The organism is Streptomyces sp. SN-593 (assembly GCF_016756395.1).
In the GTDB taxonomy this organism is placed as follows: Bacteria; Actinomycetota; Actinomycetes; order Streptomycetales; family Streptomycetaceae; genus Actinacidiphila; species Actinacidiphila reveromycinica.
Window position 1 is genome coordinate 7,617,670 of record NZ_AP018365.1, and the last position, 23,453, is coordinate 7,641,122.

18 protein-coding genes are annotated in these 23,453 nt (G+C 75.2%); 6 read left to right on the forward strand and 12 right to left on the reverse strand.

All coding sequences use genetic code 11. The features are described from left to right. Nucleotides 1-3 precede the first annotated feature (3 nt). Entirely contained in the window at nt 4-1,329 is a 1,326-nt protein-coding gene (locus RVR_RS32375; protein WP_202237482.1) for a cytochrome P450, read from the reverse strand. Nucleotides 1,330-1,840: 511 nt separating this feature from the next. Between RVR_RS32375 and RVR_RS32380 the strand changes: the two genes are divergently transcribed. Then, nucleotides 1,841-2,641 carry a class I SAM-dependent methyltransferase gene (locus RVR_RS32380; protein WP_202237483.1) on the forward strand — a complete coding sequence of 267 codons (801 nt, stop codon included), beginning with the start codon at nt 1,841-1,843 and terminating at the stop codon, nt 2,639-2,641. 94 nt (nt 2,642-2,735) lie between these two features. On the opposite strand, the gene RVR_RS32385 is transcribed toward RVR_RS32380, so the two are convergent. Next, nucleotides 2,736-3,131 carry a TOBE domain-containing protein gene (locus tag RVR_RS32385; protein ID WP_202237484.1) on the reverse strand — a complete coding sequence of 132 codons (396 nt, stop codon included), beginning with the start codon at nt 3,129-3,131 and terminating at the stop codon, nt 2,736-2,738. Between the two features lie 209 nt (nt 3,132-3,340). Here RVR_RS32385 and RVR_RS32390 point away from each other — a divergent pair, with 209 nt between their 5' ends. The 3 genes from RVR_RS32390 to RVR_RS32400 are packed head-to-tail and all read left to right on the forward strand — an operon-like array spanning nt 3,341 to nt 6,899. Next, nucleotides 3,341-5,023, forward strand: coding sequence for an NAD(P)/FAD-dependent oxidoreductase (locus tag RVR_RS32390; RefSeq protein ID WP_202237485.1), 1,683 nt, complete (start codon nt 3,341-3,343; stop codon nt 5,021-5,023). Nucleotides 5,024-5,082: 59 nt separating this feature from the next. Further along, nucleotides 5,083-6,525, forward strand: a complete 1,443-nt coding sequence (locus RVR_RS32395; protein ID WP_202239500.1) for an ATP-binding protein — start codon at nt 5,083-5,085, stop codon at nt 6,523-6,525. Next, a complete protein-coding gene (locus RVR_RS32400; RefSeq protein WP_202237486.1) occupies nt 6,522-6,899 on the forward strand; it encodes a UBP-type zinc finger domain-containing protein in 378 nt (125 codons plus the stop codon). Before RVR_RS32395 ends, RVR_RS32400 begins: the two co-directional genes overlap by 4 nt. Before the next feature lie 86 nt (nt 6,900-6,985). Here RVR_RS32400 and RVR_RS32405 read toward each other — a convergent pair whose 3' ends face one another. The 7 genes from RVR_RS32405 to RVR_RS32435 all read right to left on the reverse strand — a co-directional run bounded on the left by RVR_RS32405 (nt 6,986) and on the right by RVR_RS32435 (nt 15,226). After that, nucleotides 6,986-9,598 (reverse strand): bifunctional FO biosynthesis protein CofGH, encoded by a 2,613-nt coding sequence (locus RVR_RS32405; protein ID WP_202237487.1) that lies wholly within the window; start codon nt 9,596-9,598, stop codon nt 6,986-6,988. Nucleotides 9,599-9,738: 140 nt separating this feature from the next. Then, the gene (locus tag RVR_RS32410) at nt 9,739-10,911 is read right to left on the reverse strand and encodes a serine hydrolase domain-containing protein (RefSeq protein WP_346731488.1); all 1,173 of its coding nucleotides are present in this window, start codon (nt 10,909-10,911) and stop codon (nt 9,739-9,741) included. Next, nucleotides 10,908-11,831 carry a DUF6895 family protein gene (locus RVR_RS32415; RefSeq protein ID WP_202237488.1) on the reverse strand — a complete coding sequence of 308 codons (924 nt, stop codon included), beginning with the start codon at nt 11,829-11,831 and terminating at the stop codon, nt 10,908-10,910. The genes RVR_RS32410 and RVR_RS32415 overlap by 4 nt, the downstream gene beginning before the upstream one ends. After that, complete coding sequence (locus RVR_RS32420; RefSeq protein ID WP_202237489.1) at nt 11,828-13,036, reverse strand: DUF6895 family protein; 1,209 nt, start codon at nt 13,034-13,036, stop codon at nt 11,828-11,830. The genes RVR_RS32415 and RVR_RS32420 overlap by 4 nt, the downstream gene beginning before the upstream one ends. A 191-nt stretch (nt 13,037-13,227) precedes the next feature. Next, the gene (locus RVR_RS32425; protein ID WP_202239504.1) at nt 13,228-14,007 is read right to left on the reverse strand and encodes a hypothetical protein; all 780 of its coding nucleotides are present in this window, start codon (nt 14,005-14,007) and stop codon (nt 13,228-13,230) included. 55 nt (nt 14,008-14,062) lie between these two features. Further along, a complete protein-coding gene (locus RVR_RS32430; RefSeq protein WP_202237490.1) occupies nt 14,063-14,248 on the reverse strand; it encodes a hypothetical protein in 186 nt (61 codons plus the stop codon). Nucleotides 14,249-14,377: 129 nt separating this feature from the next. Continuing rightward, entirely contained in the window at nt 14,378-15,226 is an 849-nt protein-coding gene (locus tag RVR_RS32435) for an aldo/keto reductase (protein WP_202237491.1), read from the reverse strand. A gap of 262 nt (nt 15,227-15,488) precedes the next feature. On the opposite strand from RVR_RS32435, the gene RVR_RS32440 reads away from it, so the two are divergent. Further along, a complete protein-coding gene (locus RVR_RS32440) occupies nt 15,489-17,918 on the forward strand; it encodes an ATP-binding cassette domain-containing protein (RefSeq protein ID WP_202237492.1) in 2,430 nt (809 codons plus the stop codon). Between the two features lie 81 nt (nt 17,919-17,999). Here RVR_RS32440 and RVR_RS32445 read toward each other — a convergent pair whose 3' ends face one another. The 3 genes from RVR_RS32445 to RVR_RS32455 all read right to left on the reverse strand — a co-directional run bounded on the left by RVR_RS32445 (nt 18,000) and on the right by RVR_RS32455 (nt 21,470). Beyond that, nucleotides 18,000-19,289, reverse strand: a complete 1,290-nt coding sequence (locus tag RVR_RS32445; protein WP_237405095.1) for an amidase — start codon at nt 19,287-19,289, stop codon at nt 18,000-18,002. Between the two features lie 68 nt (nt 19,290-19,357). Further along, nucleotides 19,358-19,771: an ATP-binding protein gene (locus RVR_RS32450; protein WP_202237494.1), complete on the reverse strand. Its 414-nt coding sequence runs from the start codon at nt 19,769-19,771 to the stop codon at nt 19,358-19,360. A gap of 475 nt (nt 19,772-20,246) precedes the next feature. Next, nucleotides 20,247-21,470: a lipase family protein gene (locus RVR_RS32455; protein ID WP_202237495.1), complete on the reverse strand. Its 1,224-nt coding sequence runs from the start codon at nt 21,468-21,470 to the stop codon at nt 20,247-20,249. 427 nt (nt 21,471-21,897) lie between these two features. Here RVR_RS32455 and RVR_RS38140 point away from each other — a divergent pair, with 427 nt between their 5' ends. Continuing rightward, on the forward strand, nt 21,898-23,451 hold the full coding sequence (locus tag RVR_RS38140; RefSeq protein WP_237405096.1) for a PucR family transcriptional regulator: 1,554 nt from the start codon (nt 21,898-21,900) through the stop codon (nt 23,449-23,451). The last annotated feature ends 2 nt before the right edge of the window (nt 23,452-23,453 follow it).

The following is a 23,453-nucleotide window of genomic DNA, read 5'->3' on the forward strand; positions in this document are numbered from 1 at the left end:
GGGTCACCACGCCACGGGGAGGCTGTGCACCCCGTAGATGAGCATGTCGGTGCGGAAGCGCACGTCCTCGAAGGGGATCGCCAACCGCAGGTCGGGCAGCCGGCGCAGCACCGTGGTCAGCGCCACCTGGAGTTCCAGACGGGCCAGCGGCTGGCCGAGGCACTGGTGCACGCCGAACCCGAAGGCCAGGTGGCGGCGGCTGCCGGGCCGGGCGAGGTCGAGCCGGTCGGCGTCCGGGAAGACGTCCTCGTCGCGGTTGGCGGCGTTGATCATGCACAGCACGCCCTCGCCCTTGCGGATCACCGTGTCCCCGACGGCGACGTCCTCGGTGGCGACCCGGGACACCCCGCTCTGGATGATCGTCAGGTAGCGCAGCAACTCCTCGACGGCCGCCTTCGCCTCCTCGGGTCCGGCCGCGCGCATCCGCTCCAGCTCGCGCGGGTTGCGCAGCAGGGCGAGCGTGGACAGCGCGGTCATGTTGGCGGTCGTCTCGTGGCCGGCGACCAGCAGCAGCCGCCCCATCCGGGAGATGTCGTCGTCGGACAGCTCGTCCCGCTCGGCGAGCCGACTGAGGATGCCGTCGTCCGGGTTCCGCCGCTTGGTACGCGTCAACTCGGCCATGTAGGCGTGCAGTTCGTCCTGCGCCGCGGTCACCTGGGCCGGGGTGGACTCGGTGCGGAGCATGATGCTGCTGCACCGCTGGAAGAAGTCGTGCTCGGAGTACGGCACACCGAGCAGCAGGCATATCACCACCGACGGCAGCGGCAGCGCGAAGTCCGCGACGAAGTCCGCCTCCTGACGCCCCTTCACCATCGCGTCCAGCAGGTCGTCGGCGAGTTCCTGGACCTGCGGCCGCATCGACTCGACCTTGCGGATCATGAAGTCCGCGGTGAGCATCCGGCGCAGCCGCGCGTGCTCGGGGTCGTCCATCCTGATGAAGGTCGGGTTGTCGGTGGTGAGCGCCTTGCGGCCGGCGGTCAGGAACGGGAAGCCGGGCCGGTTGGAGTCGGAGCTGAAGCGGTCGTCGCGCAGCGTGCGGCGGATGTCGTCGTGGCGGGTGACCATCCAGCAGGACGAGCCGTCCCAGAGCTTGGTGCGGATGACCGGCTGCTCGCGCCGCGCCTGCTGGTAGACGGGCGGCGGGTCGAACGGGCAGGCCCCGCGGGGGGCGGCGTTGGGGAGCGTCTCGGGGAGCGGTGCGGCGGACGTCTCGGCGTGCGCCGAGTACGGGCAGGCGCCGCCGGAGGTGCCCGGGTCGGAGGACGGTTCGGGGTGCGCGGTCGTGGGCGTGCCGGCGGGGGACGCGGGGCTGGGTCCTGCTGCGGTCATGGCGGGCTCTCTCCTCCGGGGGGTGAGGGTGAGATGTCTGATCCGTGCTGCGACTGCTGTGGTGTGCGGGGTAAGTGCCGATAGCACTAGATGCTTGAGGCAACTAACCCAAACGTCACGCTAGTTCACGCTCCGTACGGGCGGAAGGGTGCCTCCGGCGCTGGGCGGAATCTGTCCCGAAGCCGACGGTGCGGAGGGCGCGCGGAACCGGACGGAGGCCGGGAGGGGGCGGCCCGCGGCCGGAGGGGGGCTCGGCGAAGACCGGACGAGGGTCGGGCGGGCGTCGGACGAGGGCCGGGGCGGGGGACGGTGGCCCGGCGGAGAGTGGGCCCCCGAGCGGGGCGACCCGGTGCGGACGCGGGGCGTCGGGGTGCGGAAGGGACGGGGGGAGAGAACCGGCCACATCCAGGCCCCACCGCACCCGGAACCGGAAGCGGCGGCGGGTTCCGTGTCCCCGCGGACCCGGGCCCGCCCCCCTGCGGGCGGGGTGCGGGCGGGTAGATTCGGCGCCATGGGAGACGTGCTGGGTGACGTGGCGGACGGCAGTGCGGGCGACGCGGACTACGGGGTGATCGGCGGCGGCTACAGCGCCTACCGGCAGCCCGACCCGCGGATCGCGCGCGTGGTGGCGGACGCGCTGGGCGGCGCGCGCACCGTGGTGAACGTCGGCGCCGGGGCGGGGTCGTACGAGCCGGAGGACGCGGAGGTGGTCGCGGTCGAGCCGTCGGCCACGATGCGCGCCCAGCGGCCCGCGCACCTGGCGCCCGCGATCGCCGGCACCGCCGAGCAACTGCCCTTCCCGGACGGCCGGTTCGACGCGGCGATGACCACGTTCAGCGTCCACCAGTGGAGCGACGCCGCCGCCGGGCTGCGCGAGATGCGCCGGGTGACCCGCGGCCCGGTCGTCGTGATGACCTGCGACCCCGCGCTCGTACGGGACTTCTGGCTGCACGAGTACGCGCCCCTGGTGCTGGACACCGAAGCACGCCGTTACCCGTCGGTCGAGGCCATCACGGCGGCACTGGGCGGGAGTTGCACGGTGACCCCGGTGCCGATCCCGGCCGACTGCACCGACGGCTTCAACGAGGCGTACTACGCGCGCCCGGAGCGGCTGCTCGACCCCGGCGCCCGGCAGGCGTGCTCGGCCTGGAGCTTCGTGCCGCCGGAGCTGGCCGAGCGCTACACCGCCGACCTGCGCGAGGCGATCGGGTCGGGCGCCTGGGACGCGAAGCACGGCGAGCTGCGCCGCCGCCCCTACCTGGACGGGTCGCTGGTGCTGATCCGCTCCGTGCCGGAGCACGGAGCGCCCTGACCCGGGCGGCGCTCACCCGGGCCGCATCGACCCGGCCCGCCTCGACCCGGTCCGCCTTGACGCGGGACACCCCGACCCGACCGCCCCGGGCCTCTCACGGCCGGTCGATATGGACGTTTGTCGACTTCACCCGGGCCACCGCCTCGGCGCCGACCTCCAGCCCCAGTTCCTCCACCGCCTCGCGCGTGACCAGGGAGACCAGCCGGTGCGGGCCCGCCTGGATCTCCACCTGCGCGGCCACGTCGCCGAGCTTGACCGCCGTCACGATGCCCGGGAACGCGTTGCGGACCGACGTGTGCGACGTCTCCGACTCCGCGTCGGGGTTCTGGGCCAGCTCGACGGAGAACGCGGCCAGGTCGCGGCCGTCGATGAGACGGCGGCCGGCGTCGTCGCGGTGCGTGGTGACCCGGCCCGCGTCGGCCCAGCGCCGCGCGGTGTCCGGGCTGACGCCCAGCAGCCGTGCCGCCTGGCCGATCGTGTAGGACTGCATACCGCCAGCGTACGGCGGCCCGCCCGGTGCGGCGCGACGCCCGCGCCCGCGCCGCGCCGGGGCGGCCCGCACGGCGCGCCCCCGGCCCCACCTGCGGGCCGGCCCCGCGCCCGCCCGCGGTTCTCCCTCGCGCGCCCGCCCGGCGGTGCCACTACGCTGAACGGCATGGACTGCCGAACACATGGACGACAGCAGGGGACGGGATGCGCATGACCGAGCCGGACGCCGGCACGCGCCGCGCCGCGCTCCTCACCGTTGACGACGACCCCGGGGTCTCCCGGGCGGTCGCCCGCGACCTGCGCCGCCGCTACGGCGAGCGCTACCGGGTGGTGCGGGCGGAATCCGGGCAAGACGGGTTGGACGCGCTGCGGCAGATGAAGCTGCGCGGCGACCTGGTCGCGGTGATCCTCGCCGACTACCGGATGCCGAACATGACCGGTATCGAGTTCCTCGAACAGGCGATGGACGTCTACCCCGGCGCGCGCCGGGTGCTGCTCACCGCCTACGCGGACACCGGCGCCGCCATCGACGCGATCAACGTGGTCGACCTCGACCACTACCTGCTCAAGCCGTGGGACCCGCCGGAGGAGAAGCTCTACCCGGTGGTCGACGACCTGCTGGAGAGCTGGCTGTGCTCCGACCACCGCCCGGTGCCGGAGACGAAGGTGGTCGGGCACCGCTGGTCGGCGCGCTCCTCCGGAGTGCGGGAGTTCCTGGCCCGCAACCAGGTGCCCTACCGCTGGTACCAGTCCGACCAGGCCGAGGGCCGCCGGCTGCTGGAGGCCGCCGGCCACGACGGGATACGGCTGCCGCTGGTGATCGCGCCGGGCGGCGAGGTGCTGCTGGAGCCGACCGACCAGGACCTGGCCGCGCGGGTCGGCCTGTCCACCTCGCCGGCCGAGGAGTTCTACGACCTGGTGGTGATCGGGGGCGGCCCGGCCGGGCTCGGCGCCGCGGTCTACGGCGCCTCCGAGGGGCTGCGCACCGTCCTGGTGGAGCGGACCGCGACCGGCGGCCAGGCCGGGCAGAGCGCGCGCATCGAGAACTACCTCGGGTTCCCCGACGGCGTGTCCGGCGCCCAGCTCACCGACCGGGCCCGCCGCCAGGCCACCCGGTTCGGCGCGGAACTGCTGACCGCCTGCGAGGTCACGTCGCTGGAGGTCAGCGGTCCGGCCCGCACGGTGCGGTTCGCGGACGGCTCGGCGGTCTCCGCGCAGAGCGTGCTGCTCGCCACCGGCGTCGCCTACCGGCAGTTGGACGTGCCGGGCCTGGCCGAACTGACCGGCCGCGGCGTGTACTACGGCTCGGCGCTGACCGAGGCGGCCGGCTGCGAGGGCCAGGACGTGTACATCGTCGGCGGCGCCAACTCCGCCGGCCAGGCGGCCGTCTACCTGTCCCGGCACGCCAAGTCGGTGACGCTGCTGGTACGCGGGGCGCTGCTGGAGGCGTCCATGTCGCACTACCTGATCGAGCAGATCGCCGCCGTCCCCACCATCCGGGTGCGGACCCGCACGTCGGTCACCGCCGTGCACGGCGAGGACCACCTGGAGGGCCTGGCGCTCCACGACGCCGCGACCGGAAGCACCGAACTCGTGGATGCGCAGCGGATGTTCGTCTTCATCGGCGCCGCACCGCGCACCGACTGGCTGGACGGCACGGTGCGCCGCGACGCCGGCGGCTTCGTGCTGACCGGCCCCGACCTGCTCGCCGGGGACGGCCGACGCCCCGCCGGATGGGAGCCGGACCGGCTGCCGTACCACCTGGAGACCAGCGTGCCGGGGGTCTTCGCGGCCGGAGACGTGCGGGCCGAGTCCGCGAAGCGGGTGGCGTCCGCGGTCGGCGAGGGCGCGATGGCCGTGATGCTCGTCCACCGCTACCTGGAGGGGCTGTGACCGAGAACCCGCAAGCTGGCCCGCAGAACCCGCAGGGCGCGCAGAGCACCGCGGGAGCGCTGGACCCCTGCGACCCGGACGAGCTGCGCACCCTCTTCCTGTTCGAGAAGCTGACCGCGGAGCAACTCGCCAAGCTGTGCCGGATCGGCCGGGTGGAGAGCATCGAGCCCGGCCCGGTCTTCGCCGAGGGCGACCCCGCCACCTGCCTCTACGTCCTGCTGGACGGTGCGCTGGTGACCTCCCGGCGGGTCGGCGACGACGACGTGGAGGTGACCCGGACCTCCCAGCGAGGCGTGTACTCCGGCGCCTTCCAGGCGTACCTGGGCGACCGGGTGCCGCAGCGCTACACCAACTCGATGCGGGTGACGGCTCCTTCGCGCTTCTTCGTGCTGGCCGCCGACGACTTCGCCCACATCGTCACCGAGTGGTTCCCGATGGCGGTGCACCTGCTGGAGGGCCTGTTCTTCGGCAACAAGTCCTTCCAGCAGGTGGTCGGCCAGCGTGAGCGGCTGCTGGCGCTGGGCTCCCTGTCGGCCGGGCTGACCCACGAGCTGAACAACCCGGCTGCCGCCGCGCTGCGGGCCACCTCCGCGCTGCGCGAACGGGTGGCCGGGATGCGGCACAAGCTGAAGATCCTGGCCGGCGGCCCCTACCGGCAGGCCGACCTGGACACCCTCGTCAGCGTCCAGGAGCGGGCCGCCGAGCGGGTGGCCAAGGCCGAGCAGCTCAGCCCGATGGACGCCTCCGACCGCGAGGACGCGATCGCGGACTGGATGGACGCGCACGGCATCGCCGGCGGCTGGGACCTGGCACCGGCCTTCGTGCAGGCCGGGCTCGACGAGGAGTGGCTGGACCAGGTGGCCGCGGCCGTCGACGGCAAGGTGCTGGAGAGCGCGGTGCGGTGGCTGAACTACACCGTCGAGACCGAGCTGCTGATGAACGAGATCGAGGACTCCACCACCCGCATCTCCGGCCTGGTGGGCGCCGCCCGGCAGTACTCCCAGCTCGACCGCGCCCCCTACCAGGTGGTCGACGTCCACGAGCTGCTCGACAGCACCCTCCAGATGCTCGCCGGCAAGATCGGCGCCGGTGTGCGCGTGGTCAGGGAGTTCGACCACACCCTGCCGCGCATCCCCGCCTACCCGGGCGAGCTGAACCAGGTGTGGACGAACCTCGTCGACAACGCCGTCGCCGCCATGGACGGCGAGGGCACGCTCACCGTGCGGACCTCGGCGGAGCACGGCAGGCTGGTGGTGGAGTTCCGCGACACCGGTCCCGGTGTGCCGGCGGAGATCCGGCAGCGGATCTTCGAGCCGTTCTTCACCACCAAACCGGTCGGTCAGGGCACCGGCCTCGGACTCGACATCTCCTGGCGGATCGTGGTCAACAAGCACCACGGCGACCTGACGGTCGAGTCCGAGCCGGGCGACACCCGTTTCCGGGTCTGCCTGCCCCTGACCGCGCCGGAGACCGGCCAGGACAGCGAGGAGGAGACCGTATGACCCCGTCGGAGAACCAGGGCACACCCGCGGCCGCCGCGATCGACCCCGCCGTGCCGCCCAGCGGCACCGGCTGCGCCGCGTGCGACGCGAACGGCGGGTGGTGGTTCCACCTGCGCCGCTGCGCCGCCTGCGGCCGGATCGGCTGCTGCGACTCCTCTCCGGGCCAGCACGCCAGCGCCCACGCGGCCGCGGCCGGCCACGACGTGGTGCGCAGCTTCGAGCCGGGAGAGGAGTGGTTCTGGGACTACGCCAAGGAGCAGTACGTGGAGGACGGTCCCCAACTGGCGGCGCCGCAGAGCCATCCGGCCGACCAGAGCGTGCCGGGACCGGCCGAGCGCGTGCCGTCGGACTGGCGCGACCGCCTCAACCGGTAGGCCGCGGCCCGAGCCGCCCGCCCCCGGAGGGCCCGCGCCGTGACGGCCGGGCGGTTCCGGGGGCGGTGGTGTGCCGGGGGCGCCGCTCAGTCGCCGAGGACCGGCAGCAGCTCCGGCAGGTGCCCGTCCGAGGCGAGCGCCGCGTCGACCCGCTCCTGCGGCACCTCCCCGTACAGCGTGGTGCGCGGGCGCGAGGGGCGGCCGGCCGCGTCCGCGATCGCGACCAGGTCGCGCACCGAGCGGTACGACCCGTAACGCGAGCCCGCCATCCGGGAGATGGTCTCCTCCATCAGGGTGCCGCCGAGGTCGTTGGCCCCCGAACGCAGCATCTCCGCGGCGCCCTCCGCGCCCAGCTTCACCCAGCTCGTCTGGATGTTGGGGATGTACGGGTGCAGCAGCAGCCGCGCCATCGCGGTGACCGCCCGGTTGTCCCGCATCGTCGGTCCGGGCCGGGAGATCCCGGCGAGGTAGACCGGCGCGTTGGTGTGGATGAAGGGCAGCGTCACGAACTCGGTGAACCCGCCGGTGCGTTGCTGGATCTCGGCGAGCAACCGCAGGTGCCCGAGCCAGTGGTGGGGCTGGTCCACGTGGCCGTACATCATCGTGGACGACGAACGGATGCCCAACTCGTGGGCGGTGCTCACCACCTCGACCCAGGTGGAGGCGGGCAGTTTGCCCTTGGTCAGCACCCAGCGGACCTCGTCGTCCAGGATCTCGGCCGCCGTGCCCGGAATGGTGTCCAGGCCCGCCTCCTTCGCGGCGGACAGCCAGTCGCGGATCGACATCCCGGTGCGGGTCGCGCCGTTGACCACCTCCATCGGCGAGAAGGCGTGGACGTGCATACCGGGCACCCGGGCCTTGACCGCGCGGGCGATGTCGAAGTACGCCGAACCGGGCAGGTCCGGGTGGATGCCGCCCTGCATGCACACCTCCACCGCGCCCACCTGCCACGCCTGTTCGGCCCGGTCGGCGACCTGGTCCAGCGAGAGCGTGTACGCGTCGGCGTCGGTGCGGCGCTGGGCGAACGCGCAGAAACGGCAGCCGGTGTAGCAGACGTTGGTGAAGTTGATGTTCCGCGTGACGATGTACGTCACGTCGTCGCCGACGGTGTCGCGCCGGACGTCGTCGGCGATCCGGCACAGTGCGTCGAGGGCGGGTCCGTCGGCGTGCAGCAGGGCCAGCGCCTGTGCGTCGGTCAGCCGGGTCGGGTCGTCGGCGGCCACCGACAGCGCCTGCCGGACGTCGGCGTCCACCCGGTCGGGCACCAGCCCGGGCGCGGCCTGCTCGCGCAGTTCCGCCCAGTCGCCGTACACGTCGTCGAAGTCGTCGCGCCGGTCCGCGGTACGGCCCCGGGTGTCGATGGTCCGGTGCAGGTCGGTGCGCCCGCCCGCCGACGGGAAGGCGTCCTCCGGTTCCTGCCACGGCAGCCCGCGCGGCCGTACGCCCTCGCGGGCCAGACCGGTGTCGGGGTCGGCGAGCGCGCTGACATGGGGGAGCAGCCGTGGATCGAGCCAGGGCTCGCCGCGCCGCACGTACTCCGGGTAGATCGTCAGCCGTTCCTTGAGGGTGAAGCCCGCCTCGGCGGTGCGCGCGGCCAGTTCCTCGATCTGCGGCCAGGGGCGCTCGGGGTTGACGTGGTCCGGGGTCAGCGGCGACACCCCGCCCCAGTCGTCGATGCCGGCGGCGACGAAGCTCGCGTACTCGCCGTCGACCAGGTTCGGCGGCGCCTGGATGCGGGCCGCCGGGCCGAGCACGATCCGGGCCACGGCGATGGCGGCGGCCAGCTCGCCGAGTTCCGCGTCGGGCATGCCGCGCATCGCGGTGTCCGGCTTGGCCCGGAAGTTCTGCACGATGACTTCCTGGATGCCGTGGTACTGCCGCGAGGTGCGGCGGATCGCGAAGAGCGACTCGGCCCGCTCGGTGTAGGTCTCCCCGATGCCGATCAGGACGCCCGTGGTGAACGGCACGTTGGAGCGGCCCGCGTCCTCCAGCACTCTCAGCCGGACCGCGGGTTCCTTGTCCGGCGAACCGTGGTGCGGGCCGCCGGGCTCCGACCACAGCCGGGTCGCGGTGGTCTCCAGCATCATGCCCATCGAGGGGGCGACCGGCTTCAGCCGCTGCAGGTCGGTCCAGCCGAGCACTCCCGGGTTGAGGTGCGGCAGCAGCCCGGTCTCCTCCAGCACCCGGACCGCCATCGCGCGCACGTACGCGAGCGTGTCGTCGTAGCCGTGCGCGTCCAGCCACTCCCGGGCCTCCGGCCAGCGGTCCTCCGGGCGGTCGCCGAGCGTGAACAGCGCCTCCTTGCAGCCCGCTTCGGCGCCGCGCCGGGCGATGTCCAGCACCTCGTCCGGCGACAGGAACATCCCCTCGCCGGCCCGCCGCAGCTTGCCGGGCACCGTGACGAAGGTGCAGTAGTGGCACTTGTCCCGGCACAGCCGGGTCAGCGGGATGAAGACCTTCCGCGAGTACGTGATCACGCCCGGCCGGCCCGCCGCCGCCAGTCCGGCGTCCCGCACCCGGCCCGCGACCGCCGACAGCCGTTCCAGGTCGGCGCCGCGGGCCTGGAGCAGCACGGCCGCCTCGGCGGCGTCCAGGGCGACCCCCTCCTCCGCGCGGTGCAGCGCGCGGCGCATCGCGTTCGCGGTCGGCCGGCTGTCCGTCCCCGCGGCCGCGGGATCTTGAGGTTCACGCGTCGTCATTGTTCGAGCATAAGCACACCCGGGCGCGTGGTCCGATGCCCCCGGTACCCGGCCGCGCGTTCCCGTCCACCCTGCGGACGTGCGGTTTCCCTCCCGGCGCCCCGGCTCCGCCGCCCGAGCGCGGTGCCCCGGAGGCCCGCTCAGCCCTGCGCCGCGGGGCCCGCGAGGTCGTGCAGGAGCGCGTAGCAGGCACCGATCAGGGCGCAGGTGCGGTCGTGGCGGGTGGCGGTGCCGACCACGGCGGTGGCGGTGGCCGGGTGCAGTCCCAGGAAGGACTGGTGGCCGAAGGTGGCGCCGGCGTGGAAGAGGACCGGGCCGCCGGGGCCGGGGTGGAGGTACCAGGTGAGGGTGTGGGTGTGGCGGCGGCCCAGGCCCCGCCGGAGTTGGGGGACCTGGACGTCGCGCAGGGCGGCGCGCAGAAGGACCGGCGCGCCGCCGTCCGCGGCGGCGTCGGGGGAGAGCAGGGCCTCGGCGTAGTCCAGCAGGTCGGCGGGGGTGGCGCGGACCGCGCCGGCCGGCGTGAACGCCGCCATGTCGGTGGGCGGCAACGGGGTGCGGCCGTCGGGGCGGTGGCCGACCGCGGCGGCGACGGCGGCCGCACTCCCGTCCGGGGCGGGACCGACGGTGGTGCCGGACAGGCCGAGCGGGCGCAGCACGCGTCCGGCCAGGAGCGTGGCGTAGTCGGCGCCGGCGGCGCTCTCCATCGCCGGGCCCAGCAGCGCGATCCCGAGGTTGGAGTAGTGCCAGTGGCTGCCGGGGGCGTGTGCCGTCCGGGTGCGGGCGAAGGTGCTCAGCAGCCGCTCGCGGTCGTAGCCGGCGTAGCCGTTGGTGTACGGCCGCAGCAGCGCTCCCGGGATCAGGTCGCGCGGTACCCGGGGCAGCCCCGAGGTGTGGGTGGCCAGGTGCCGCAGCGTGATCGCGCGGGAGTGCCGGTGCGGCAGCGGCAGCCCCGGCAGGTGCGCGGCCAGCGGGTCGTCCAGGCCGAGCGCGCCCTCGCGGGCCAGCGCGGCCAGCAGCAGGACGGTGAACGTCTTGGACAGGGAGCCCAGTTCGTACCGCAGGTCCGTGCGCGGCAGCCGGGGGAGTGCGGTGCCGCCGGTGACCACGGTCCGGCGGCCGGCGCGGGAGACGGCCAGCACCACGTCGGGGGCGCGGACCCGCGCGAGCGCCCGCTCCACCGCCGTCGCGGTGGCGGCGTGGCCCTCGGGCTCCGCGGCCGCGCGCTCGGCGTCCGTCCGCGTGGCGGACCCGGCGGCGGGGGCGGCGGTGGGTCCCGCTGCCGCCGGGGGCCGTCCCGCCGCGGGGCCGGTCACGCGGCGACGTCCGACGACAGCGCCCGGGACGTCGCCATGGCGGAGGCGAACGCCGCGACGAGCGTGGGGTGGTGGACGAGGTCGAAGACCGTCGCCGGTCCTCCCTCGGGCATCGCGTGCTGGACGGGCATCGCACCGTCGGGGGCCTGCGCGGCGGCGTAGCGCTCCCACAGCCCCGCGTCGAGCGCCGGGCGGGGCAGGCACGCGTCGACCACGAGCAACTCGCCCAGCAGGTCCCAGTGTTCCAGCTCCGCCCAGTCCGCCGCCCACGCCGGCAGGTACAGCGCGAGGTAGTCGGCGATCCGCGGCGGCAACCGGTCCGGCGCCGCGCCCCAGTCGGTGAGGTGGAAGACGGTGTGCGTGACGTCGTAGGCGATGTGCAGTTGCACCGTCCACGGCTCGGGGGTACGGCCCAACCAGGTCGCGTCCAGGGCTTGTTCAGCGTCCCCGCTGGGCACCAGGCCCAGCTTGCGTTCGGAGTTGAGCAGGCCCAGCCGCCGGTTGGGGAGCATCTCGACGGCCTGCCAGCTCGCGGTGGTGCGGGCGAGGTCGATCGCCGCCTCCAACCCCGGGTGCCGGTGGCCGAGTTCGTGCAGGCTGCCGTAGATCTCCAGGGGCACCGGGGAGAGCGGCTCCTGCGCCTGGAGGTCGGCCAGGACGTTGCCGCCGTCCAGCAGGTCCCGCCAGGCGAAGTCCAGCAGCCGCACCGACAGGTCGTGCTGCCGCGATCCCGCGACGCCCTCGCGTGCCAGCACGCGCATGTTGATCGCCAACTCGCCGATCGGCTTGAGGCGTTCGACCAGTCCGCGGCCGGTCTCGCGGTCGTCGTCGGTGAGCCGGAAGTACTCGCGGTTGGTGTGCAGCCAGGCCAGCGCCTGGTCGCCGACACGGTGCAGGAGCGCGGGGGGCGCGGCGGTCACGGCAGGACCTCGCTCTCGGCGGGTGCGGGTGGGGGCGCGTCCGCGGAAGGACTCGGACACGGGTACGGGTACGGGCCGGCGGTCGTGGCGGCGCCGCGGGCGTCGGGTGCCCGAGGTCCGGCGCAGGCGGCCGGGGCGGTGCGGGCCAGCGTCGCGGCGAACGCCGCCACCAGCGTGGAGTGGTAGCAGCCGGTGAACCACGCCTCGGGCGCGGCGCCCTCGGGCGGACCGTCGCCGGTCTCCGGTACAGCGCCGTCCGGGTGCTGAGCCGCCGCCAGTACCCGCCAGGCGAACGGGTCGTACGGCACGCCCGGCGTGCACGCGGCCACCGCGAGCAGTTCGCCGGTCAGGTCCCACTGCCGCTCCTCGGACCAGCTCGTGGTCCACGCCGGCAGCCACAGCCGCAGGTAGCCGGCCAGGGCGGCGGGCATCCGCCACGGGGTGCGGCCCCAGTCGGTGACGTGGAAGACGTCGTGGGTGACGCCGTACGCGGTGCGCAGGTCCAGCGCCCACGGCTCGGGGCGCGCGCCCAGCCCGGTGCGGGCCAGGACGGCGGCGAAGTCGGCGTGCTGGGGCAGGCCGACGCGCCGCTCGGCGTTGAGCACGTTGAGCGTGCGGGTGTGGTCCTCGCGGGCGAGCCGCCACAGCCGCAGCCGAGTGGTGGCCGCGAGCAGTTCCTCGGCGCCCGGGTGGCGCAGGCCGGCGCGCGCGAAGACGCCGTACAGCTCGACGGGGTACGTGGCCTGCGGCTCGCCGCGCACCAGCTCCGCGAAGAGCGCGCCGTCGCGGGTCTCCCGCCAGGCGAAGGCGAACAGGTCGTCCGCCAGGGCCCGTACCGCGGGCAGCGGGTGGCAGGCGCGCACCACGTCGGTCAACTCGGCCAGCTCGCCGAGCGGTTTGAGGGTGAGGTTCGGATCGGCGTCGGTGGCCACGTCGGCCGGCAGCCGGAAGGACGGCCGCATCGCGTCGATCCGGGTGAGCGCGCCCGCGACGATCCGGTCCAGCAACTCGGCGTCCGGATGCGGTGGGCCGTCCTCCGCGCCCGGCCGCGCGGGGAACGCGTCCCGGTCCGGGGCGCCGGGCGTACCCGGCGTACCCGGCCCGACCGTCCTGCTCGGCGCGACCGTCCTGCCCGGCCCTTCCGGCCCTGCCGGTTCGCGCGGCTCGTTCGGCCCTTCCGGCCCGTCCCGCTCGCGCGGGTCCACGCTCGTACGCCGGTGCGGCCGGTGCGGCCGGTCCGCCCCTGCGCCGGTGCGTGTGTTCGCCCGCTCGCCCCCGGGAGGCACGGCGCCGTCCGGGTGGGCGGGTCCGCCCGGCCCGCGCGCGTCCGCGGCCGCACGCCGCCCGCCGGCGCGCGGGTCCGCGCCCGGCCGCTCGGCTCCGCCCGGGGCGGCGTTCACCGCACCCCGCGTCCGTGGAAGCGCCGGGCGACCGCGGTGTGCAGGGCAACGCGGGGATCGCCCGCGCTCATCCGCAGCACGTAGGCCAGTCCGGTGTCCAGCCCGAGGGTGTCGGGGACGTCCGGCACCCGGGCCAGCCAGCGGCCGATCCCCGCCGCCTGGAGCCAGTCGCGGCGGCGGACCGCGCGGACGAAGCCGCGCGCCAGGTCCTCGGTGCGCGCGGCCAGGCCCTCGGCGAGCGCGGGCGCCAGGCCCGGCAGCGAGAGCGCGCCGAGCTGGGAGGCGCGGTGCGCGAGCTTCGGCCACGGGTCGGTGCGCAACCAGTCGGTGCCCGCGCGCGGTTCGGCCGGCCGGCCGTCCTGGCCGCCGGGGGAGCCGGCGGACGCGGAACCCCCGGGCAGGAAGGCCCGGGACGCCTCCACCAGCCCGCGGTAGCTCCACACGGACACGTCGGAGGCGTCGGCGCCCGGGGGATAGGCGGCGAGCGCCTTGCGGACGATCGCCTCGTCCGCGAGCCGGTCGGCATGCGGGCCCGCGGTCCCGGCGGTGCCCGCCGTGGACGTCGGGGACGTCGGAGGAGTCGGGGCGCCCCGGCCCGCGGCACCGCCCGCCGTCGTGTCGGCGTACGGCGCGTACGGCGCCAGCACGTCCGCCCCCAGGACCCTGATCGCCGCGAGTGCGACCGGGTCGTCCTGCGCGAGGACACCGGACAGCGCGTAGGAGTCGCGCCCGCCGTCGAGGGCGAGCGCGACTCCCGTGGCGATGTCGGCGACCACAGCGCTCAGCGAGGTGTCCTGCTGCGGCTGCTCGGCCAACGTGTCGCCTTCCGCGTCAGCGGGCGTCCGTCTTCGGACGCGGGGTCGGCGGTGAGATCAGAAGCAGTCCTGCGAGCAGGAGGCCTGCACCGCATTCGCGGGTGTCACGGTAGATGCCTTCAGGTTCCGCGGAATCCAGCAGTCCTTCGACCTCAGCGGCAAGCGCTGCCGTCTCGACCGGGGCTGTCAGCTCCGAAGCCATGGGATCATCTCCTCTTGGTCGGCTTGGAACTCCACCATCGCATTCGGGGCAATACGCTGCAAACGGGACATTCTTCCCCGGGCGTGTCGTGCCCGGACCGGTGGCCCGGGCATCCGGGACCCCGGCGGCTCAGAACTCCTCGTGCTGGTTCGGGTCGCCGCCCAGCCGCCGCCGCTCGCCGGCCGTGACCGCCGCCAACTCCGCCTCCGACAGCTCGAATCCGAAGATGTCGAGGTTGTCGCGCTGTCGCTGCGGGTCGCCCGACTTCGGGATCGGCACCACCCCGAGCTGGGTGTGCCAGCGCAGCACCACCTGGCCGGGGGTGCGGTCGTGCGCCTGGGCGGCCGCCCGCACGGCGGGGTCGGCGAGCAGGTCGGACCCCCGGCCGAGCGGGCTCCAGCTCTCCACCACGACGCCCCTGCCGGCGAGCTGGCGCCGCAACTCCTCCTGCGGGAACAGCGGGTGCATCTCGATCTGGTCCACCGACGGCAGCACGCCGGTCTCGCGCTCCAGCCGGTCGATGTGCGCGGCGGTGAAGTTCGACACCCCGATCGAGCGCACCACGCCCTCCTCGCGCAGCTTGACCATCGCCCGCCAGGTGTCCACGTACCGGTCCACCCGCGGCAGCGGCCAGTGGACGAGGTACAGGTCCACGTAGTCCAGGCCGAGCCGCTTGCGGGACTCCTCGAACGACGCGAGCGTCTCCTCGTAGCCGTGGTCGCGCCCGGGCACCTTCGTGGTGACCACGATCTGCTCGCGCGGCACCCCGCCGTGCCGTACACCGCGGCCGGTGCCGGCCTCGTTGCCGTAGTTCACCGCGGTGTCGACCAGCCGGTAGCCGAGCCGGATCGCCTCGGCGACCGCCCGCTCCGCCTCCGCGTCGTCCATCGGGTACGTGCCCAGGCCGAGCCCCGGCAACTGCGTGCCGTCGGAGAGGGTGCGCACGGGCGCCGTGGCGGCCGGTGAGAGAGGGGACATGGGAGGACCACTCCGTTCCGTGGGTTGTCGTACCTTCCGGCTATTGTCTCGCTTCTGCCCCCTCGACCTGGGAGGACGCCGATCCGCACCCCGCGTCGGGGGTACCGGGGGCCGTGGCCGCCGGTCGCGGGGCGGGCGCCGGACCCGCCGGACCTACCTGGCCGGACCGGGAGGGGCCGGTGGAGCAGGCGGGACCGGTCGGGACGGCGCCGGTCGGGACCAGGACCGCGCGGGGCGGTGCTGCGGAGCGGACGGAGACACGATGAGCACGACGGACGGCACGACGGGCGCGGCGGCGAGTGCGGCGACGGACGCGGGGGCCGGAGCGCGGCCCGCCGACGCCCACGACCTGATCCGGGTGCACGGCGCCCGGGTGAACAACCTCAGGGACGTCAGCGTCGAGATCCCGAAGCGGCGGCTGACGGTGTTCACCGGCGTGTCCGGCTCGGGCAAGAGCAGCCTGGTGTTCGGGACGATCGCCGCGGAGTCGCAGCGCCTGGTCAACGAGACGTACAGCGCCTTCGTGCAGGGCTTCATGCCCGCGCTCGCGCGGCCCGAGGTCGACGTCCTGGAGGGCCTGACCACCGCGATCGTCGTGGACCAGCAGCGGATGGGCACCGACCCCCGCTCCACGGTCGGCACCGCCACCGACGCCCACGCGATGCTGAGGGTGCTCTTCAGCCGCCTGGGTGAGCCGCACGTCGGCCCGCCGAGCGCGTACGCCTTCAACGTCCCCTCGATCCGGGCCAGCGGCGCGATGACCGTCGAGCGCGGCGGCCGGAAGGCGCAGCAGGTGACGTACCAGCGCACCGGCGGTATGTGCCCGCGCTGCGAGGGCAGCGGCAGCGTCTCCGACATCGACCTCACCCAGCTCTACGACGACACGAAGTCGATCGCCGGCGGCGCGTTCACCATCCCCGGCTGGAAGCCCGACAGCTTCTGGACCGTCCGGGTCTACGCCGAGTCCGGCGTCCTCGACCCGGACAAGCCGATCCGCGACTTCGGCGAGAAGGAGATGCACGACTTCCTGTACGGCGAGCCGGTGAAGGTGAAGGTCGAGGGCGTCAACCTCACGTACGAGGGGCTGATCCCCAAGATCCGCAAGTCGATGCTCTCCAAGGACCGGGAGTCGCTCCAGCCCCACATCCGGGCGTTCGTGGACCGCGCGGTCACCTTCACCGCCTGCCCCGAGTGCGGGGGCACCCGGCTGAGCGAGGCGGCGCGCTCCTCGCGCGTGGCCGGGCTGAGCATCGCCGACGCCTGCGCCCTTCAGATCAGCGACCTGGCCGCCTGGGTCCGGGGCCTGAGCGAGCCGTCGGTCGCGCCGCTGCTCGCCGCGCTCGGGGACACGCTCGACGCCTTCGCCGAGATCGGCCTGGGCTACCTCTCGCTCGACCGGCCGTCGGGCACCCTGTCGGGCGGCGAGGCACAGCGGGTGAAGATGATCCGCCAGTTGGGTTCCTCGCTCACCGACGTGACGTACGTCTTCGACGAGCCGACCGTGGGCCTGCACCCGCACGACGTCCGGCGGATGAACGACCTGCTGCTGCGGCTGCGCGACAAGGGCAACACCCTGCTGGTGGTCGAGCACAAGCCGGAGACGATCGGGATCGCCGACCACGTCGTCGACCTCGGGCCCGGCGCCGGCACGGCGGGCGGGAGCGTCTGCTTCGAGGGCACCGTCGAGGGGCTGCGGGCGTCCGGCACCGTCACCGGGCGGCACTTCGACGACCGGGCGGCGATCAAGCCGACGGTGCGCGCACCGTCCGGGGTGCTGCCGATCCGCGGCGCGGCGACGCACAACCTCCGCGACGTGGACGTGGACATCCCCCTGGGGGTGCTGGTCGTGGTCACCGGCGTCGCCGGGTCCGGCAAGAGCTCGCTGGTGCACGGGTCGCTCGCGAACGGCCCGGCCGGCGCGGCGGCGGGCGTGGTGTCGGTCGACCAGAGCCCGATCCGCGGGTCGCGGCGGAGCAACCCCGCGACGTACTCCGGGCTGCTCGACCCGATCCGGAAGGCGTTCGCGAAGGCGAACGGCGTGAAGCCGGCGCTGTTCAGCCCCAACTCCGCGGGCGCGTGCCCCGCCTGCCAGGGCACCGGCGTCGTCTACACCGACCTGGCGATGATGGCCGGGGTCGCGGCGGTCTGCGAGGTGTGCGAGGGCAAGCGGTTCGAGGCGTCGGTGCTCGACCACCGGCTCGGCGGCCGCGACATCAGCGAGGTGCTGGCGATGTCGGTGGACCAGGCCGCGGAGTTCTTCGGCGACGGCGACGCGCGCACTCCGGCCGCGCACGCCGTCCTCACCCGGCTCGCCGACGTCGGGCTCGGCTACCTCGGCATCGGCCAGCCGCTCACCACCCTGTCCGGCGGCGAGCGGCAGCGGCTCAAGCTCGCCACGCACATGGCCGCCAAGGGCGGGGTCCTCGTCCTCGACGAGCCGACCAGCGGCCTCCACCTCGCCGACGTCGAGCAACTGCTCGGCCTGCTCGACCGCCTGGTGGACGCCGGCAGGTCGGTGGTCGTGGTCGAGCACCACCAGGCGGTCATGGCGCACGCCGACTGGATCGTGGACCTCGGCCCCGGCGCGGGCCACGAGGGCGGCCGGGTCGTCTTCGAGGGCACCCCCGCCGACCTCGTCGCCGCCCGCTCCACCCTCACCGGCGAGCACCTGGCGGCCTACGTGCACCCTTGACCCCCGCACCCCCTGACCCCGTCCACCCGCCCGGGGCGCCGCAATGCCGCCGGGGTCCCGCCCTGTTCCTCCCCCCACACGTCAGCCGGGCGGGGCGAGCAGCGGGGCCACGGCCCGGGCCCACGCCAGCAACCACTCGTCGGCGCCCGGGCGCGCCACCCACTGGGAGCCGATCGGAAGCCCGTCGGCGGTCCGGTCGGCGGGCAGGCAGAGCGACGGCCAGCCGGCGTAGCTCCACGGCAGGCACAGGGCCGGATCGCCCGTGCCGGACAACCCGCGCGGCGCGGGACCGGTGGCGGCCGGGCAGATCCACAGGTCCACGCCGGCCCGGTCGGTCGCCGCCAGCAGCTCCCGGCGGAAGGCGTCGCGCGCCCGCAGCGCCTCCTCGTACCGGGCGCGGGAGACCGCCAGGCCCTCGCGGACGGTGGCCGCGGAGCGCTCCCGGTAGAGGGCGCCGTGGCGCGGGAACCACACGGCGTGGCTGCGCGCGGCCTCGTGGCGGTTCACGGCGAACAGGTCGCCGGCGACGGCCGCGAGGCCGGCGAACGACGGCACCCGCCGCACGTCGAGCCCGGCGCGCGTGAGTGCCGCCACCTGGCGTTCGAGCGCGGTGCGGGCCTGCTCCCCGGCCTGGTCCAGGTACGGCCCGTCGGGCACGCCGAAGACCGGCGGTCGGGACGGGACCCGCGGCAGCGGCCGCCAGCCGTCGCACAGCACGGCGGCGGCGGTCGCGGCCGCCCCCGGAGTGGCGGCGAAGATCCCGAGGGTGTCGAGGGTGGGCGCGTTGGGGATCACCCCGCCGGTCGGGATGCGGCCCGCGGTCGGCTTGAAGCCCACGACGCCGCAGTACGACGCCGGGCGGATCACCGAGCCGACGGTCTGCGTGCCGATCGCCAGGGGCACCATGCCGGCCGCGACCGCCGCGGCCGAGCCGCTGCTGGAGCCGCCGGGGGTGTGGCCGAGCGCGTGCGGGTTGCGGGTGGGGCCCGGCGCGCTCATCGCGAACTCGGCGGTCACCGTCTTCCCGGCGACCACCGCGCCGGCCGCGCGCAGCCGGTCCACGACGACGGCCTGTCCGCCCGCGAACACCTCCGGGGGAAGCCGCGACCCGGCGCGGGTCGGCAGCCCGTCCACACGCACGATGTCCTTGACCGCGACCGGAACGCCGAACAGCGGCGGTCGTCCCCCTGCCACGGGCCACCGGGCGTGCGCTTGCGCCAGGGCGCCCCGCACGCGGGTCCGGCGAGCGGCGCTCGACTCCGCGTCGGCCACGAAGGCCGCGACGCGGCGGTCCAGCAGGTCGATCCGGTCGCACAGTTCGTCGGCCGTCACGGACGGCGAGCCGTCCACGGCGTACGTTCTCGGGTCCACGCGGGACAGGGTGCCAGGGTGCGGGCGGACGACGCGGGCCGGGCAGGGGCGGAGCGGGTGCGCCCTGCTCAGGGGTGGGGGCCGACCTCGGCCCATACGCGCTTGCCGCGGCGCAGGGGGACGGCACCCCATGCCGCGGCGAGGGCGGTGACCAGGACGAGGCCGCGGCCGCGCTCGTCCTGCGCGTCCGGGCGCATGAGTACCGGGAGTTCGGGGCAGTGGTCGGTCACCGCGACCCGGACGAGGTGGTCGGCCGGGCGGGTGATCGACACCCGTAGCCGCGAACCGCTGGCGTGGCGGGCTGCGTTGGCGACCAGTTCGTCCATCACCAGGGTGGTGTCGTCGGCCAGGTCGTCCAGCGCCCACACGCTCAGCACGATCGACACGAGGCTGCGCGCCGACCGCGCGCTCTGCGGCACGCAGGGCAGCGTCGCCTCGTATCCGGGGTCGCCACGCGGGTTGGCGACAGTGGTGACGGTCATGTGGGTCTCGATGCGCGGTAGGGAGCTCGGTGGTGTCGGTCGGTCTGGTGGTCGGTCGGCTAGCTCCTGCCCGCGTTGGCGTCCCTCGCACCACCATCGACCGGAATGCGCGCCAATTCCCTCCATTCGGCCGTAGCGCGCGCCATGGCGCGGCCGCTGCCGACCGGTCCACCCGGCGCAACCGTCCACCCGGCGCAACCGTTCGCACGGCGTGACCGTCCGCACCGCGTGTCCGGCCCGCACGGCGCGGCGACTCGCCCGGCCCCGCACGGGACGGGGACCGGCCCCCGGGCCGTCAGGCTCGGCGGAGGCTCCCCGTGGCGGAACGCGGGTGCCCGGCGGAAGCGCCGCGCGCCCCGCGTTCCCCGCAGCGCCGGGCCCGGCCCGGCCACGCACTGCGGAGGGTGCCCGACCGTCCGAGGCGGATCGGGCGCCCTCCGACCGGCCGGGGCGGGCCGCGGACCGGGACGGGGTGTCAGCAGTTGTCGCCCGCGGGCTTGCCGGCGAAGCGGTCCGCCAGGAACACCTGCACCGACACCGCGCGGGCGACGACCTCCTCCACGTGCTCGCCCAGCAGGTCGCGGACCTTCTGCACGGTGCCGCCGGCCGCGCACCAGCCGTCGACGGTGGTGTCGTCCTGCCCGACGGGCACGATCTCGTCGGTGTCGGCGTGGTAGTCGTAGACCGGCGTGGACGGGGCGACCGCTCCGAGCGTGTTGGCGCGCAGGACGGCCGCGACCGACGGGACGGAGAACGGGTCGGCGACGGACGTGTCCTCGTTGAGCTTCCGGAAGGCGTACGCCGGCAGGATGTTCGTCTCGCAGGTGCCCTTGATGGACGCGAAGTCCTTCTGGCCCTTGGCGTTGAGCAGCCCGTCGATGCCCGCCTCGGGGAACTCGGTGGCGATCCCGTAGGCGGCGGCGAACTCGAAGCCGGCGAAGGCGGTTCCGTCGATGTAGCGCCCGACCGCGGCCGGGTCGGAGGGCAGTCCGCCGATCGCGGCACCGGCCAGCCTCACGTCCGGTGCGTAGGAGGGCTGGAGCTGCGCGGCCCAGCCGGTCGCCTCGGCGCCGCCCGAATAGCCGTCCAGCGCCCAGGGGTTGGACGGGCCGACGCCCGCGGCGCCGAACGCCTTCACCGCGCGGATGCCGTCGAGCACGGCGTGCCCGGCCTGCGGACCGGCGAGGAACACCGACGCGGGCCCCTCGAAGTCCGGCACCGCCACCGCCCAGTTCGCGGCGAGCAGTTGGGCGCCCAGTGCGGCGTCCTGCACGTCCTTGCCGGTGGCGATCTGGTACGACGGCGCGCAACTGGTGCCGACGCTGTCCTCGGGCGTCTGGAGCGAGACCACCGGCCGCTTCCCGGAGCCGGTCCAGGCGGCCTTGGGCACCACGAGCGTCGTCACGGCCAACTCGGGCCGTCCGTGCGAGTCGTTCGTGCGGTAGGAGATCTGCCAGGCGTTCACCGGCACGGAGATGCCGAAGAGGTTGACGTCCGGCACGGGACGGCTGTCCACGACCGCGCCGGCCGCGTAGGACGCGATGTCGGCCGGGGCGGCGTAGAAGGGGTCCTGGTCCGGCACGGTCGCGCCGGGCGCGGTGGTCGCGGACGGCGCCGCGGCCGACGCGGCGGCTGCGGGCAGGAGCATGCAGGTGCAGGCGAGTGCGGCGGTCACGGCCAGGGCGTGGGGCTTGCGCACGGCTCTCCTCGGGTGCTCGGTGGTCGGGCGGGTGACGGCGGTGCGTCGGGTGACGGCGGTGCGTCGGATGACGGCGGTGGGTGGGGCGCCGGCTGCCGTGGGGCGGCCGGCGATGCGTCGGCTGCCGTGGGGCGGTCGGGGGTGCGCGGCGGCCGCGGCGGCCGTGGTGGGCCGGGCGGTCGGCGCGGTGCGGGTGGGGCGGACGGGTTCGGCGGGTCTCACGGGGTCACGTCATCATGGGCCGGGCCGGACCGCGGTGAGCCTGGGGCGGTGGCGCAGACTTTCACCCGCCGGGTTGTGACCGGGCACAAAGCCGGGAGCCTCACTTCACACCGGGGTTACCCGTAGGTAATAGTGGAAGGTCCCGTATCGGGGCGCGTACGGCTCCGCGATCCGACCCGCGCGCCCGCAACCCGCGAGGTGCCCTGTGACGACGCAGCCCGCGGCGGAGCCAGGCCCCGCCGCCCGGACGACTCCGACCCGCCCGGCCGCCCCGGCCTCCTCGACGCCCCCGGGGCCGTCGGCCGCCCCGGCCCCGTCGGTCCTGCCGCCCGCCCCGACCGGTCCGATCAGCATCGGCGGTGTCCCGCTGGACAAGCGGCTCGTCACGGCCGTGCACGAGCTGGCCGCCCGTGTGGTCACCCGGCTGACGGAGCGGATACCGGTCTACGCGTCGCTGCCCGCCGAGCAGTTGCGGGGGGACATCACCGCGGTCGTGGTCCGCGGCATCCGCTCCTTCGCGCAGGTGCTGCGGACCGGGCAGCCGCCCACCGCGGACCAACTGGAGCTGACGCACCGTTCGGCGGTGCGCCGCGCGCAGGAGCACATCCCGCTGGACGCGGTGGTCGGGGCGTACTTCCTGGGCGCGTACGAGTGCCTGGACGAGGTGCTGGCGGAGGCCGGGCCGGACGACCTGGCCGACGTGCTCACCGCGCAGAAGCTGCTGCTGCGTTACCTCAACGCGGTCACCGAGTCGGTCTTCGCCGGGTACATCGCCGAGAGCCGGGCGGCGCTCGGCGAGCGGCAGAGCGCGCGCCAGGCACTGCTGTCGGCGCTGCTGGACGGCGGCCCGGCCCGGCAGGCGGCCGAACGGGCGGGCATGCGACTGCCGGAGCGCTACTGGGTGGTGAGCGTGGCGGCCGCCCCGCACCCGGACGAGCGCACGCCCGGCGTGGACACGGGGATCGCGGCGGGCCGCAAGCTGCGCCGGATGCGCGCGGAGCTGGACCGCTGGGCGCACGGCGAGGCGCTGTCGGCCCTGTCGCCCGACGGCGGCGTGGCACTGGTGCCCGCCGCGGCCGCGCTCCGGTCCGGGGGCACCCCCGCGGGAGTGGACCCGCGCACGGGAATCGACCGCCTCGCCGGGACCGACGACGCCGGTGCGGGCGCCGGCTCCCCGGTGGGCCAGGGACCCCGCGCCGGCTCCTCCAGCGGTCAGGGCCTCCGCGCCGGCTCCTCCGCCGGTCCCCAGGACCCCGGCGCCGCCGCCGGCGCCTACCCCGGCCAGGACCCCCGTGCCGACGCCGACTTCGACCGGCTGGCCGGGCTGCTGCGGGACATGGCACGGGCCTGCGGCGCCGAGCTGACCGCGGCCGCGGTCGCCGCGCCGCCGCAGGACGTCGCCGGGGCGGCCCGGCTGGCCGCCCGGGTCCGGCAGGTCGCCGAGAGCTGCGGGCGAGGCCCGGGCCTGTACCGGCTGGACGACGTGCTGCTGGAGTACCAGCTCACGCTGCCGAGCCCGGCCCGTGACCGGCTCGCCGCGCTGCTGCGCCCGCTGGAGGGCCGGGAGGACCTGCTGGAGACCCTGCGCACCTTCCTGGCCTGCGGGTTGGACCGGCGGCGCACCGCGGAACGGCTGCACGTCCATCCGAACACGGTGGACTACCGGCTGCGCCGCACCAGCGCGTTGACCGGGCTGAACGCCGCGCACGGCCCGGACCTGCCCAGGCTCCAAGCCGCGCTGGCGGCGTACGGCGCGTGACG

Bases quoted from the DNA above. Each gene is read 5' to 3' on its own strand.
- RVR_RS32380 (WP_202237483.1), top strand. From the start codon at position 1,841: ATGGGAGACGTGCTGGGTGACGTGGCGGACGGCAGTGCGGGCGACGCG.
- RVR_RS32385 (WP_202237484.1), bottom strand. From the start codon at position 3,131: ATGCAGTCCTACACGATCGGCCAGGCGGCACGGCTGCTGGGCGTCAGC.
- RVR_RS32375 (WP_202237482.1), bottom strand. From the start codon at position 1,329: ATGACCGCAGCAGGACCCAGCCCCGCGTCCCCCGCCGGCACGCCCACG.
- RVR_RS32450 (WP_202237494.1), bottom strand. From the start codon at position 19,771: ATGACCGTCACCACTGTCGCCAACCCGCGTGGCGACCCCGGATACGAG.
- RVR_RS32440 (WP_202237492.1), top strand. From the start codon at position 15,489: ATGAGCACGACGGACGGCACGACGGGCGCGGCGGCGAGTGCGGCGACG.
- RVR_RS32430 (WP_202237490.1), bottom strand. From the start codon at position 14,248: ATGGCTTCGGAGCTGACAGCCCCGGTCGAGACGGCAGCGCTTGCCGCT.
- RVR_RS32400 (WP_202237486.1), top strand. From the start codon at position 6,522: ATGACCCCGTCGGAGAACCAGGGCACACCCGCGGCCGCCGCGATCGAC.
- RVR_RS32435 (WP_202237491.1), bottom strand. From the start codon at position 15,226: ATGTCCCCTCTCTCACCGGCCGCCACGGCGCCCGTGCGCACCCTCTCC.
- RVR_RS32390 (WP_202237485.1), top strand. From the start codon at position 3,341: ATGACCGAGCCGGACGCCGGCACGCGCCGCGCCGCGCTCCTCACCGTT.
- RVR_RS32405 (WP_202237487.1), bottom strand. From the start codon at position 9,598: ATGACGACGCGTGAACCTCAAGATCCCGCGGCCGCGGGGACGGACAGC.